Origin of the sequence: Nocardia sp. NPDC056064 (genome assembly GCF_042266925.1) — a bacterium.
Lineage (GTDB): Bacteria > Actinomycetota > Actinomycetes > Mycobacteriales > Mycobacteriaceae > Nocardia.
Genome location: NZ_JBHJWO010000001.1, coordinates 3,837,102 through 3,850,501 on the forward strand (window position 1 = coordinate 3,837,102; position 13,400 = coordinate 3,850,501).

The window sequence follows — 13,400 nt, forward strand, 5'->3', positions numbered from 1 at the left end:
ACCGGAACTTCCCGATCGAGCGAATAACCAGCTACATCGAGTCCACCGTCGACGGAGACGAGGTCGTGATGAGCACGTCGCGCACAGATGACAAGGGCGGGTACACCGTGGCCGAGGAATACACGGCCACCCAGGACGCGCTGGCGCGGTGCCGTCACTACCGCAAGCACAACGGGCTCTACGGGGTGGTCGACTCGACCCTGGGCCGGATCATGCTCGAGATCGGCGCGGTGGGCGCGGTGGTGATGCCCTCGCCGCTGGGCGAGCGGGTGCGCGGGCTGCTCACCGGACGCGGGCAGCGCTGCGGGCCGATCATCGCCCATCCGCGCTCGGGCCGCTGGACCTTCCTGACCGGCCCCACCGACAATTCCTACCTCGACACGGTGCTGTTCGCCGAGCTGTTCCGGGTCTGCGCCTCGGTGGCGCTGCCGGGCAGTGAGATCGTGCTGCCCTCACCGGCTGACGAACGCAGCGGATATCGCCGGTGGATGCAGGTACCGGACGGCGACTATCGGCCGGATTTCGCCCAGATAGTCGCCGCCACCAGGACCAATGCCCGTTCGGCTGCCCTGCTCAGCGAGCCGGGGTCGGCGTAGTCGGGAACTTGCTGTCGATCGTGCTGGAGAAATCGTCCATGCACTTCTGGATGGCGTCCTGGTCGTTGCCAGCCTTCTGCACGCAGTCGATGTAGTCGACGCCGCCGGTGTCCTCGACGACCTTCCAGAAGAAGACGCCGACGAGCACCGCGATCAGGATCGAGATCAGACCCAGCGCCAGGCCGAAGCCGGCCATCACGCCGCCGCCCGCACTGCCCGAACGCACCTTGACCAGCGCGATGATGCCGAACAGCAGCGCGAGCACGCCGAAACCGATGCCGCCGAACACCGTCCACGACAGCAGCAGGGCGATGATGCCCAGCACCAGCGCGGTGATGGCCAGGCCCTTGCCCGGGGGCTGCTGGTACTGGCCGTACTGGCCGCCCTGCGGCGGATACTGACCCGGTGGCGGCGGGTACTGCCCCGGCGGTTGATACGACATCTGTTCCCCTCTCATCGTGCCCACGACGTCATCGCGGGTCGGCCACGCGGGCGTTAACCGCGCGAAGTCTCGCCCAGCCGGGCGTGCATCTCCCACACCAGGATCTCGGCGGCCCCGTGCGGGCGCACCCGCTGACCGCCGGTGCGCGTCATCCGGACGGCGTCACCCTGGGCCAGCACACCGACACCCTCGAGCTCCACCTCGCCGCGCGCGACGAAGACATGCAGGTAAGGAGCCTCCGGGAGGGTCACACCGGGGCTGTCGGCGGGCATCCGGGCCACGTGCATGGCCGCGTGCGAGGAATTGATCGCGATGGCGGTGCGGTCACGGTAGCGAGGCAGGCCCGAGGCCACCGTGACGAGCTCGCCGCGCGCGAGTTCGGCGTCGATCTCGAGCTGCTGATAGCCCGGGTCGACGCCGGGTTCGTCGGGCACCACCCACATCTGGACGAAATGCACCGGCTCGTCGTGCTCGGGGAGTTTCCCGTCCAGGCGCCAGGAATCGTTCTTCTCCGAGTGCAGGATGCCGGTGCCCGCGCTCATCCGCTGGGCCAGGCCCGGATAGATGACGCCGCTGTGGCCCAGCGAATCCTGATGCACCAGGCTGCCGCCGAGCACCCAGGTGACGATCTCCATGTCCCGGTGCGGATGGGTGTCGAAGCCCTCGCCGGGCAGCACCACGTCCTCGTTGTTCACCAGCAGCAGGCCGTGGTGGGTGTTGTCGGGGTCGTAGTGCTCGCCGAAGGAGAACGAATGCTTGGAATCGAGCCAGGAGATGCGCGTCTTCGACCGGTCGCCGCCGCGGTGCAGCTCGATCCTGGGTGTGGTCGGTGTGGGCATCACCCCCCAATTCTGGCACCACTATCCTCACGACGTGTCGACTCATCGCCCTGACGGCTCCGAACCGGCGGGTGAGCGGCCGATCCCGATCCGCGACATGCTGCGCGATCCGCGTCCGCTGATCCGCCGCAACCCGCAGATGCCACGCCTGGCGCTGCTGCGGCTGGCGGCCCAGTTCGGCGACGGCATGTTCCAGGCGGCGCTGTCGGGCGCGATCCTGTTCAACCCCGAACGCGAGACCGATCCGCTGGCCATCGCCGCCGGATTCGCGGTGCTGCTGCTGCCGTATTCGGTGCTCGGGCCCTACGCCGGTGCGCTGCTGGACCGCTGGGACCGGCGCACGGTGCTGCTGGTGGCGAGCGTGGCCAGGGCGCTGCTGATCGCGGCGACGGCGCTGGGATTGTTCGCCCGAGCGGGGGAGACGCCGCTGTTGCTGCTGGCGCTGGCGACGGTGGGGATCAGCCGGTTCGTGCTGGCGGGCGTGTCGGCGGCGCTGCCGCGGGTGCTCGAACAGCGCTGGCTGGTGCCGATGAACTCGCTGCTGGCCACGGTGGCCTCGGCCTGCGCCGGGGTCGGCGCGGCGACCGCGGTGGCGGTGATCGCGGCGCTGGGCGCGGGGGACACCGCCTCGGCGGTGGCGGTGGCGCTCAGTGGCGCCGGGTCGGTGGTCGGCGCGATGCTGGCGATCGGATTCCCGGCGCGGATACTCGGGCCCGAAAGCGGTTCGGCCCGTTCGGAGAGCACTGTGCACGCCATCGCGACCGGCCTGCGCACCGGCGCGCGGGCGGTGTGGGACTCGGCGCAGGTGACCACCGCGATGATCGGCATCGGCGCGCACCGGGTGGTGTTCGGGATGAACACGCTGATCATGGTGCTGGTGCTGCGCCAGCCCAGCGGGGACGCCCAGATGACCGGCGGGCTGGTCGGATTCGGGGTGGCGATCGGCTTCGCCGCGGCGGGCATGCTGCTGGCCGCGCTGCTGGCGCCCATCCTGATCCCGCGCCTGGGCAGGCCGCGCACCGTGCTCGTCGGCCTGGTGGCCGCGATCGCGGTGCAGCTCACGCTGGTGACCCCGATCGCGGTGGCCGCCGCGGGCAACGACCACGCGCACCGGATGCTGCTGGCGGGCGCGTTCGGGCTCGGCCTGGCTGGGCAGACGATCAAGCTGACCGGCGACGCGAGCATGCAGATCGACATCGCCGACGACCGTCGCGGCCAGGTGTTCGCCCTGCAGGACACCGTTTTCAACATCACCTTCGTGCTCGCCATCGCGGCGACCGCGCTGGTGATCCCCGCCGACGGCCGCTCCCTGGCGGTGGTGCTGACCGGGGCGGGGGTCTACGCGCTGGGCATCGTGGCCGTCGGCCTCAACTCCCGGCGAGCCAGGGCGGCACGCTGACCGGCCGCACCGGCTCCTGCGCCAGCACGCTGCGATGGTCGACGCCGAGCGGGATATCGGGGAACAGGTCGAGGGCGGTGTGCCCGACGCTCGCCACGACGGCGTCGAGCGGTGGATCGCAGTCGGGTAGCGGGAACGGCTCGCAATCCCACAGGGCGGCATCGCCGTCGAAGTCGAGCCAGAGCGTGTCGGCGTGCGTGGTCTCGGCCAGGGCCTGCTCGGCCTCGTGCGCGAACCCGGTTCCGAGGTCGTACTCGATTTCGTTCACAACTGGTTGGACGCACGGCGAAGGCGATCGGTTCCGGTAAGTTCTACGCGCAGCAGAGGTGTTGGCCGGACACCGATTCGAGGGAGTACCAGGTGCGCACTACACCGCAGAGATCAGCAGCGCTGGGTGTGTTTCTCGCCGCCGTGCTCGCCGCCCCGGCGCACGCGGCACCGCTGCCCTGGGCGCCGCCGCCGGTGAACATCTGCGGGGAAACGGGTTTCGACCCGGCCAACCGGCTGCCCGATCCCTCGGCACCGCCCGCCCCGCCGCTGCCGCCCCTGCCGCCGAGCTTCGACATCCCCATCCCGATACCGCAGCTCACGCCGGTGCCGGTGCCCGATCCGCCGCACGACAACACGCGCGTCGCGCAGGCACCGCTGCCCACCGACCCGTGCCGCAACCCGTGCCCCGAGGTCACCGACACGCCGAAGCCGGAAACCGAATCCGCCGAGACCTCCACCGGTTCGGCCGACTTCCTGCCGCGCATCCGGATCAAGCCCGAGATCGAGCCCATCCCGATCCCGGTGCCCGGTGGCGACGGCGAACCCGCCCAGCCCGCACCGGAACCCGTGGTGCGCCCGATCGAACCCGGACCGGTGCGCGCGGCCGTCGCGCCCGCGGTGGTGGAGTCGGTGCGCCTGGTCGAGCAGGTCACCGGGCACGGGTCGGCCAACCGGACCGACAAGCGCTGGCAGGTCGACGGCACCGACCTCGGCCTGTTCTGGGAGACCGAACCGGGCAAGGTCGCGATGGTCTTCGGTGACACCTTCGGCGACGGCTGGGCCTACGGCGGCGCGGGCGCCGACACCGCCGACTGGCGCTCGAACGTGCTGGCCTACAGCACCGATCGCGACCTGTCCGACGGGCTGGTCATCGACTCGATGGTGCAGGACAAGCCCTGTCACGCGGCCGAACTGCTGGGCAGCCGCAAGATCAAGAACTGGGAGACCACCACCATCCCCACCTCGGGTTTCGCCCTGGGGAAGCGCCAGTTCATGAGCTACATGTCGGTGAACCACTGGTCGCGGATCCCGGGCATGTGGCTCACCAACTACGGCGGTCTGGCCTATTCCGACGACGGCGGCCAGACCTGGACCAAGGATCAGCACGCCCGCTGGGAGAACCTGTTCGGGCTGGGCAAGTTCCAGGTGGCGGCGATGGTGCCGCACGGCGACTACGTCTACCTGTTCGGCACACCCAACGGGCGGGTCGGGATGATCGGGCTGGCTCGCGTGCGCAAGGCCGATGTGCTCAACAAGACCGCCTACCAGTACTGGGTGGACGGCGATTGGGCGCCCGCCGCGGAGAATTCGGCGACCCCGCTGGCCCTTGGCACCGCCAGCGAACTGTCGGTGCGCTTCGACGCCGAGAGCGGGCAGTGGCAGATGGTCTATCTGGACTCGGCCGCGGGCAAGATCGTGCTGCGCACGGCCGCCGAACCGCAGGGCCGCTGGACCGACACGGTGCCGCTGCTGTCCACCGAGGACTATCCCAAGGCCTACGGCGGGTTCATCCATCCGTGGTCGACCGCGAAGGACCTGTACTTCACGATGTCGGCCTGGGACAGCTACAACGTCTATCTCATGCACGCCCGGCTGCGCTGAACGCTCAACGCACGGGCACGAAACGTAATCGGTCTCCGGGGCGGGCCTGGGCCACCCGGTCGACATCGGCGTCGAGCACCACCGCGATCACCGGATAGCCGCCCGTGATCGGATGATCGGCGAGGAAGACCACCGGCTGTCCGCTCGGCGGCACCTGCACCGATCCCAGCGCGACGCCCTCGGCCGGGAGTTCGCCGGTGATCGCGCGGGTCAGCGGCGGGCCGTCGAGGCGATCCAGGCGGGCGCCGACGCGATCGGTATCGGTGGAGACCGTCCAGGAACCGCGGAACAGCAGGTCGGGATCGCTGAACCAGTCCGCGCGCGGGCCGGGCAACGCGCGCACCGCGAGCACCTCCGGGGGCACCGGAACCGGCGCGAACTCGACGGTCGGCAGGGTGCGCGGCGGGGGACCGACCGGCAACTGACTGCCCGCGCGCAGCGGCTCGGGGCCGATGCCCGACAGGGTGTCGCGGCTGCGCGAACCGAGCACCTTCGGCACGGCGATACCGCCGCGGATCGCCACGTAACTGCGCAATCCGCTGCCGGTCAGGCCCAGCCGCAACACCTTGCCCTCGTCGAGTTCGAGGACGCTGGCATGGCCGACCGGAACGCCGTCGACGGTCGCTGGGGCGGGCGCGCCGGTGACGGCGACCGTGAGATGGCCGTCGGCGCGCAGGGCCAGCCCGCCGAGCAGCACCTCGATGGCGGCCAGGTCCTCCGGATTGCCGACCAGGCGGTTGGCCAGGCGCAACGCGGCGCGGTCGGCGGCGCCCGCCTGGCCGACGCCGGAATCGAACCAGCCCGGCCTGCCCAGGTCCTGGATCGTCGCGAGCGGCCCCACCCGCTCGATGAAGATCAGCATGCTCGTACTCCCCGATTCGCTGTCGAGGCGGCGCGTCGTTGAGCAGCCCTCGGTGTCAATCCTGGGTGGTCTCGACGAAACGAATCGCCGAACCCGCCCGCACCAGCGCGGGCGGGTCGCGCTCGACCACCCACATCCGCAGATCGGTCCGCCCGATCAGCTGCCAGCCACCCGGGGTGCCCCGGGGATACACCGCCGAGTAGCCGCCCGCCAGCGCCACCGCGCCGGGTGGGATGGCGGTACGGGCGCGGTCGCGGCGCGGGACCGTCAGCCTGCCGTCGGGCGAGGTCAGGTAGCCGAAACCGGGGGCGAAACCGACGAAGGCGCACCGCCAGATCGTGCTGGTGTGCGCGGCGATCACCTCGGCGGGGGAGAGGTCGAGCAGACGCGCGACCTCGGGCAGGTCGGCGCCGTCGTAGCGGACCGGGATCTCCACGATGTCCTCGGCGGGCACGTCGACGGCGGCTGTTCCACGGGAAACATCGGGCGAATCCGGTTGCGGTGGCTCCTGATCCAGGCGCTCTAGCAGGGCGAGCAGCTCGCGGCGCACCTGCACGCCGTAGCTCACCGCGTGCAGGGTGACCAGCACCGTCTCCGCGGCGGGCAGCACATCCTGGACGCCGGCGATGGCATGCACACGCAGGGCCGAGGCCAAGCGCTGCACCGGACGCGGGTCATCGAGCGTGATGAGCATGGCGCGGTCACCCGCGGGCCGGATCCGCGCGTTCCAGTCGTCCATCCTGCCTCCCACCCTCAGCTGAACGGCTCCACCGGTATCCCCGCCTCGTCGAGCGCCCCGCGGATCCGGCGGGCCATCTCCACCGCGGCAGGGGAATCGCCGTGCACGCACACACTCGCCACGGACACGGCGACCGTACCGGGACCGTCTACGGTACGCGCGGTCCCCGACAGCGCAAGGGAAACCGCCTGTGCCACGGCGTCGTCGGGTGCGAGCACCGCTCCGGCAACACCGCGCGGGGCCAGCGTGCCGGTCGCGGTGTAGGCGCGGTCGGCGAAACCCTCGCCGACGAAACGCACCCCGAGCCGGGCCGAAGCCTTCTCCAGTTCGGTTCCGGCCGGGCCGAGCAGGGCCAGGCCGGGCCCGGATTCGGCCACCGCCGCGAGCACGGCGTCGGCGAGCAGCGGGTCACGGGCGGCCGCGTGGTACAGCGCGCCATGGGGTTTCACGTAGTGGACGCGGTCGCCGGCGGCCCGGGCGAAGGCCGACAGCGCGCCGATCTGATACAGCACCTCGTCGCGCAGCTCGGCCGGGGCGATGGCGATATCGCGGCGGCCGAAGCCCACCAGATCGCGATAACCCACGTGGGCGCCGATCCGCACGCCCTTGGCGACGGCCGTTTCACAGGTGGCGCGCATGATCGACGGATCGCCCGCGTGGAAGCCGCAGGCGATATTGGCGCTGGTCACGATGTCGAGGACGGCGGCGTCGTCACCCATTCGCCACGGGCCGAAGCCTTCACCGAGATCACTGTTCAGGTCCAGCGGCATGCGTCGACCATAGCCGCCGGGGGCGCGGGCCAGTACGCTCAGAGCCATCATGGCCACGTATTTCGATCCGAAGTCCTGGTCACTGTCGGGCGCCGTCGACCTGGGCAGACGCCTGCTCGACCCGTCGTGGATCGACCAGTGGCTCGGCTTCACCACGTCCTGGGCGGATCCGGTCGCCGACCTGGGCTCCGGCACCGTCACCGCGCTCATGCCCGATGTGCTGATCACGGTGCTCAGCGAGGGAATCCTGAGCCGATTCGGCGGCCAGGAGGTCACCGCGACGCTGCTCGGGCACGAACTGACCGCCACCCTCGACGTGCTCAAGGTGCGCAGGCGCGGTGCCCACTTCCAGTCCAAGACGGTGCTCTCCGACCTGGTCTGGGACTCGCACCCGTTCGAGACGGTCACCGTGATCGCGCACGGCGTGCGGCTGATCCCCGGAGTGCCGACCAAGGTCAGGGTCCAGCAGCTCGACATCGAGGGCAGCATCGAGATCGGCGCGCTGGTGGAATGGGTCGACGCGCAGAACCTGGAATGGCGGGTGCGCCTCGACGAACGCGGGCAGATCGTGGCCGATCATCGCACCCGCAAGATGAGCGCCGTGGTGGACGCGCAGGTCTACGACAACCTGCTCACCATCGATATCCGCAAGGCCAGCTGGCACGGCATCCGCCTGCCCCGCCGCGCCGTACAGGCGCCCGCGCTGCTGCTCGACGACCTGCCCAACCGGGCGAGCATCTCCTACGCGCACCGGCGCGGGGACGTGGTGAAGTTCCGCATCGAGCTGCCGGAGACCACCGGCTCGTTCGACCTGGCGCAGATGCGCTCGGCCATCGTCGCGGGGACCGAACTGATCGTGTTCTGATCAGTTCTGCTGGGCCCAGGCCAAGGTACTGCGCCGGGCTGTTCAGCTTTCAGGTCAGTTCTGCTGGGCCCAGGCCAAGGTACTGCGCCGGGCTGTTCAGCTTTCAGGTCAGTTCTGCTGAGCCCACCATTCCCGCAGGGCCGCTTCGGCTTCCTCGCGGGTCATCGGGCCGCGGTCCAGGCGCAGGTCCTTGAGGTATTTCCACGCCTTGCCGACCTGCGGGCCCGGCTCGAGGCCGAGCAGTTCCATGATGGCGTTGCCGTCCAGGTCCGGGCGCACGCGCGCGAGGTCTTCCTGTTCGCGCAGCGCGGCGATGCGCTCCTCCAGCTCGTCGTAGGTGGAGCGCAGGGCGGCCGCGCGGCGCTTGTTGCGGGTGGTGCAGTCGGCGCGGACCAGTTTGTGCAGGCGGTCGAGCAGGTCGTCGGCGTCGGTGACGTAGCGGCGCACCGCCGAATCGGTCCACTGGCCCTTGCCGTAACCGTGGAAGCGCAGGTGCAGGAACACCAGGCGGGCAACCTCTTCGGTGAACGCCTTCGGGTACTTCAGCGCGCGCATGCGCTTGCGCACCATCTTCGCCCCGACCACCTCGTGATGGTGGAAGCTCACCCCGCCGCCGGGCTCGTTGCGCTTGGTGTCGGGCTTGCCGATGTCGTGCAGCAGCGCCGCCCAGCGCAGCACCAGGTCGGGGTCGCCCTCCTCCTGGTCGATGGCCTGGGCCAGCACGGTCAGCGAATGCTGGTAGACGTCCTTGTGCTGGTGGTGCTCGTCGATCTCGAGCTTCATCGCGGGCACCTCGGGCAGCACGCGCTGGGCCAGGCCGGTGTCGCACATCAGGTTGATGCCGTCGATCGGATGGTCGGCGCCGATGAGCTTGTCCAGCTCGGTGCGCACGCGTTCGGCGGTGATCCGGTCGATCTGTTCGGCCATCTCCACGATCGCCGTGCGCACCCGCGGGGCCACCTCGAAACCCAGCTGGGCGACGAAGCGGGCCGCGCGCAGCATGCGCAGCGGGTCGTCGTCGAACGAATCCTGGGGCAGCGCGGGGGTATCGAGGACGCCGTCGAGCAGGGCGTCGAGGCCGTCGAGCGGGTCGACGAATTCCAGCGAGCCGTCGGCGGCGATCTTCACGGCCATCGCGTTGACGGTGAAATCGCGCCGGACCAGGTCGCCTTCGAGGGTGTCGCCGAAGGTGACCTCGGGATTGCGCGAGACCCGGTCGTAGGTGTCGGCGCGGAAGGTGGTGATCTCGAGCTGCTGGTCGTCCTTGGCCGCCGAGACGGTACCGAAGGCCAGGCCGCCGGTGTCCCACAGGTGGTCGGCCCAGCCGCGCATCAGTTCCTGCACGACCTCGGGGCGGGCGTCGGTGGTGAAGTCCAGGTCGTTGCCCAGCCTGCCAAGTACCGCGTCGCGCACACTGCCGCCGACCAGGTAGAGCGCGTGCCCACGCTCGGCGAACATCGCGCCCAACGGGTTCAGCACGTCGGAGAGCCTGCCCAGCGTCACCGCCGCACCGGCCAGCAGACGGGCACGGCGATCCGCCACGGCATCAGGGGCGACGTTGGGGGAAACCACGAATAGGAAGCTTACTGTTCGGCACAGCTAAGCTTGCTTGGTGTCTCCTCCGGCCGATCGCGCGAACAGTCGACGCCGCCAGCCGCGGCGCCGCGGATCGGCGGCCAACGGCGGTAAGCCGCGCATGCGTACGGTGCGCGAGACCTCGGCGGGCGGACTGGTCGTCGACGGGCTCGACGGGCCGCGTGAGCTGCGCTGCGCCGCGTTGATCGGGCGGACCGACCGGCGCGGACGGCTGCTGTGGTCGCTGCCCAAAGGCCATATCGAACAGGGCGAGACCTCCGAGCAGACCGCCATGCGCGAGGTCGCCGAGGAGACCGGGATCAACGGCGAGGTGGTCGCCGAACTGGGCAGTATCGATTACTGGTTCGTCACCGAGGGCAGACGGGTACACAAGACCGTGCACCATTTCCTGCTGCGCTCGCTCGGCGGTGAGCTCTCCGACGCCGATGTGGAGGTCACCCAGGTTGCGTGGGTCCCGTTGAGCGAGTTGGATTCCCGATTGGCCTATGCCGACGAGCGGCGCCTGGCCGAAGTGGCGAACCGATTGATCGACCGGATGGAGACCGGCAAGCGATGACGGGTGGACTGTTCCGGCTGATCACGGCGGTCCTGACGATCCTGGGTTCGGTCTCGCTGCTTCCGGCGGTCGCGCACGCGCAATCCAGCGGGCAGGCGACACCGCAGTTCCTGAAGCTGACCCTGGACGCGGTGGCCCCCGGCACCGTCACCACCGCCAGCGATCCGATCCTGACGGTCTCCGGCACGGTCACCAATATCGGCGACCGCGATGTCGACGACGTGAGCGTGCGCATCCAGCGCGCCGGTGCGGTGCACTCGCCGAGCGGGCTGCGCAGCTCGTTGCGGCTGGATCAGGTGAACTACGAGGTCACCGGGCCGTTCCAGGATGTGGCCGAGCGGTTGAGCCCCGGGCAGCGCAAGCAGTTCTCGGTGCGGATCGCGTTGCGGGCCGGCGGTGACGGCGCCTCGCTCGGGCTGACCGATCCCGGGGTGTATCCGCTGCTGCTCAATGTCAACGGCGAGCCCGCCTACGGCACCCAGGCCCGGCTCGACGACGCCCGTTTCCTGCTGCCGGTGCTCGGGCTGCCGCCGGTGGGCACCGCGACCAGCGGCACCGAGTCGCTGCCGGTGACGACACCGCCCGAGGCCACCCCGGTGGCGACCACGCTGCTGTGGCCGCTGGCCGACCGCCCGCGCATGGTGGCGGGCAGGCCCGGTTCGGTGCACGGCCAGGTGGAGCTGCTCGACGACGAACTGGCGGTCTCGCTGGGCAAGGGCGGACGGCTCGAACAGCTGGTCGCGGCGCTGGAATCGGTGGCACCCGCGCCGGGCAAGGACAAGAGCGTGGCGAGCGCGGTGTGTATCGCGATCGACCCGGACCTGGTGTCCACCGTGCAGACGATGACGCGCGGGTACCGCGTGCTGGCCAGCCCCTCGGACCCCGACGGCGCGACCAGGGAGGGCACCGGCGCGGCCAACGCGCAGGCGTGGCTGGACCGGTTGCGCGCGCTGGCGGGCTCGATGTGCACGGTGGCGCTGCCATATGCCCAGGTAGACCTGTCGGCGCTGGCCGCCGTCAACGATCCGGGGCTCTCGGCGCGGGCGCTGCTGGCCCCGGCCGACGTGGTCGACGCGATCCTCGGCACCCGCTCGGTGCGCGGGGTCGGGCTGCCCGACTCCGGCAGCATCGACGATCCGGCCGGTCAGCTGCTGCGCGGCCACGGCTACACCACCGCGGTGCTGGCAGGCACGGCGGTGACCACCGACGGCATGCCCGTCGACGCCGAGGACACGCTCACCTCGGCCCCGGCGGCCAACGAACCCGACATGGTCGTCGGCGGCGAACAGGCCGTGCCGGACATGGTGCGGGTGCCCGCGGTGAGCACCGAACCACCCGCGCCCACTGACCCCACCGCGACCACCCCGCCGGTGGACCCGGCCCTGCACGTGGCGACCTACGACATCTGGACCGCGACCGCGCTGGCCGCCGTGGGTTCCAACCCGCCCACCCCGTCGTTCACCCCGGCCAAGGTGCGCTTCGACGTCACCTACGACTCGCGCGCCGCCCGGCTCCAGGACGCGCTCGGCGCCCTGGCCTGGACCTCGCTCAACCCCGCCCCCGACCGCCCGCGCTCGCAGCTGCTCATGCCGCCGCAGCAGTGGGGTGCCAGCAAGGAAGAAGGCGTCGCGCTGCTCAAACAGGTGGAGCTGCTGGCGCGCAACAATCTGGCGAGTCTGCGCGGGTTCACCGATCTGGTCAGCCAGGCGCCCGACCCGCGCCCGTTCACCCTCGAATACCTGCCGCGCGCCGCCCAGGACGGGGTGCCCGAGCACTTCATCGGGCCGGTGCGCGATCAGGGTGCCCGGGTGAGCGAGCTGATGCGGGCACTGGTGGAACTGCCCGAAGCCGAGCTCACCCCGCACGCGTTCATGACGCCGGTGCGCGAAGACCTGCTGCGCACGCTGAGCCTGTCCGACCGCAGGGCCGACAACAGCACGCTGGCCGATCAGTACGCGCAGCGCCGCGTCGAGCAGGCCACCGAGGAACTCGACACGATGTTCGGTTCGGTCTCGGTGCTGCCGCCGGGCGGGGTGTACACGCTGGCCTCCGAGCAGAGCCCGTTGCTGCTGGTGGCGCGCAATGAACTGCCCGTCGCCATCCGGGTGATGTTCCGGATCGAGGCGCCCGCCGAGACGAACATCACCGATATCGGCGAACAGCTGCTTCCGCCGTCCGGGACGCGGTCGTTCCAGATCCCGACCGAGGTGAGCGACAGCCGTAAGCTGGTCATTCCGATCGCCCTTACCACTCCGGACGGAATCGCGCTAGGCGAGGCGACGTCGGTGTCGGTGCGCTCGAATGCCTACGGCCAGGCCTTGGCCATAATTACCGCATGTGCCGGAATATTGCTGCTGCTGTTGGCCGGGCGCCGACTGCTGCGGCGCTTCCGCGGACAACCCGATCCCGCCGACGAAGGGTTCGCCCCGGAGACGGTGGAGCGGGCCGGGCGGCTGCGCCGGGCGAGGCAACGGCTGCAAGGGCAGTGAACGCCCGCGCCTGACGCGGCGACGGGGCACCATGACAGAGAAGAAACGGACAGTGGCACGGGTGAGCGAAACGCTCACCGGACCGGCGGGATCCGCGGGTCGCACCGGGTACAGGAGGCATGATGGGCGACGATGAATCCGCTCATCGGCACGACGACGACCGACGCGACGACCCGCAGGCCATCCGCCGCGCGGCCGCCGCGCCCTGGGAACGTGGCATGAGCGGCGGCGACCACGACGGCACCCTGCCCCACGTCGACCGCCCCGCCGACCGCCGCGTGCCCCCCAACGGCCCCCACCCCGGTCACCCGGGCGCGGGCCAGCGCCCCGGCACCCCTCCGGGCGAGCCCCACCGCGCCGAACCCCCGCCGTTCG

At 70.7% G+C, this 13,400-nt stretch carries 13 protein-coding genes; 6 read left to right on the forward strand and 7 right to left on the reverse strand.

Annotated elements, in window-relative coordinates:
* Positions 1 to 68 precede the first annotated feature (68 nt).
* Positions 69 to 596, forward strand: coding sequence for a hypothetical protein (locus tag ACFC06_RS17750; RefSeq protein WP_375932017.1), 528 nt, complete (start codon positions 69 to 71; stop codon positions 594 to 596).
* On the opposite strand, the gene ACFC06_RS17755 is transcribed toward ACFC06_RS17750, so the two are convergent.
* Positions 574 to 1,038: a DUF4190 domain-containing protein gene (locus ACFC06_RS17755; RefSeq protein ID WP_375932020.1), complete on the reverse strand. Its 465-nt coding sequence runs from the start codon at positions 1,036 to 1,038 to the stop codon at positions 574 to 576. The genes ACFC06_RS17750 and ACFC06_RS17755 overlap by 23 nt on opposite strands.
* A gap of 53 nt (positions 1,039 to 1,091) precedes the next feature.
* Positions 1,092 to 1,877 carry a pirin family protein gene (locus tag ACFC06_RS17760; RefSeq protein ID WP_375935576.1) on the reverse strand — a complete coding sequence of 262 codons (786 nt, stop codon included), beginning with the start codon at positions 1,875 to 1,877 and terminating at the stop codon, positions 1,092 to 1,094.
* Between the two features lie 97 nt (positions 1,878 to 1,974).
* On the opposite strand from ACFC06_RS17760, the gene ACFC06_RS17765 reads away from it, so the two are divergent.
* Complete coding sequence (locus ACFC06_RS17765; RefSeq protein ID WP_375935579.1) at positions 1,975 to 3,276, forward strand: MFS transporter; 1,302 nt, start codon at positions 1,975 to 1,977, stop codon at positions 3,274 to 3,276.
* On the opposite strand, the gene ACFC06_RS17770 is transcribed toward ACFC06_RS17765, so the two are convergent.
* Positions 3,245 to 3,544: a hypothetical protein gene (locus ACFC06_RS17770; RefSeq protein WP_375932023.1), complete on the reverse strand. Its 300-nt coding sequence runs from the start codon at positions 3,542 to 3,544 to the stop codon at positions 3,245 to 3,247. The genes ACFC06_RS17765 and ACFC06_RS17770 overlap by 32 nt on opposite strands.
* A 92-nt stretch (positions 3,545 to 3,636) precedes the next feature.
* Between ACFC06_RS17770 and ACFC06_RS17775 the strand changes: the two genes are divergently transcribed.
* Positions 3,637 to 5,148: a DUF4185 domain-containing protein gene (locus ACFC06_RS17775; RefSeq protein WP_375932026.1), complete on the forward strand. Its 1,512-nt coding sequence runs from the start codon at positions 3,637 to 3,639 to the stop codon at positions 5,146 to 5,148.
* A gap of 4 nt (positions 5,149 to 5,152) precedes the next feature.
* On the opposite strand, the gene ACFC06_RS17780 is transcribed toward ACFC06_RS17775, so the two are convergent.
* From ACFC06_RS17780 to ACFC06_RS17790, 3 genes are read right to left on the reverse strand one after another with little or no spacing between them, the layout of a single operon-like run.
* Positions 5,153 to 6,010: a biotin-dependent carboxyltransferase family protein gene (locus ACFC06_RS17780; RefSeq protein WP_375932029.1), complete on the reverse strand. Its 858-nt coding sequence runs from the start codon at positions 6,008 to 6,010 to the stop codon at positions 5,153 to 5,155.
* Positions 6,011 to 6,065: 55 nt separating this feature from the next.
* Positions 6,066 to 6,749: an allophanate hydrolase subunit 1 gene (locus tag ACFC06_RS17785; protein ID WP_375932032.1), complete on the reverse strand. Its 684-nt coding sequence runs from the start codon at positions 6,747 to 6,749 to the stop codon at positions 6,066 to 6,068.
* A gap of 14 nt (positions 6,750 to 6,763) precedes the next feature.
* A complete protein-coding gene (locus ACFC06_RS17790; protein WP_375932035.1) occupies positions 6,764 to 7,519 on the reverse strand; it encodes a LamB/YcsF family protein in 756 nt (251 codons plus the stop codon).
* A 49-nt stretch (positions 7,520 to 7,568) separates the two neighbouring features.
* Here ACFC06_RS17790 and ACFC06_RS17795 point away from each other — a divergent pair, with 49 nt between their 5' ends.
* The gene (locus tag ACFC06_RS17795) at positions 7,569 to 8,384 is read left to right on the forward strand and encodes a hypothetical protein (protein ID WP_375932038.1); all 816 of its coding nucleotides are present in this window, start codon (positions 7,569 to 7,571) and stop codon (positions 8,382 to 8,384) included.
* A 108-nt stretch (positions 8,385 to 8,492) separates the two neighbouring features.
* Here ACFC06_RS17795 and ACFC06_RS17800 read toward each other — a convergent pair whose 3' ends face one another.
* Positions 8,493 to 9,956: a CCA tRNA nucleotidyltransferase gene (locus ACFC06_RS17800; protein WP_375932041.1), complete on the reverse strand. Its 1,464-nt coding sequence runs from the start codon at positions 9,954 to 9,956 to the stop codon at positions 8,493 to 8,495.
* Positions 9,957 to 10,080: 124 nt separating this feature from the next.
* On the opposite strand from ACFC06_RS17800, the gene ACFC06_RS17805 reads away from it, so the two are divergent.
* Positions 10,081 to 10,536 carry an NUDIX hydrolase gene (locus ACFC06_RS17805; protein WP_336084593.1) on the forward strand — a complete coding sequence of 152 codons (456 nt, stop codon included), beginning with the start codon at positions 10,081 to 10,083 and terminating at the stop codon, positions 10,534 to 10,536.
* A complete protein-coding gene (locus ACFC06_RS17810; RefSeq protein WP_375932044.1) occupies positions 10,533 to 13,025 on the forward strand; it encodes a DUF6049 family protein in 2,493 nt (830 codons plus the stop codon). Before ACFC06_RS17805 ends, ACFC06_RS17810 begins: the two co-directional genes overlap by 4 nt.
* The last annotated feature ends 375 nt before the right edge of the window (positions 13,026 to 13,400 follow it).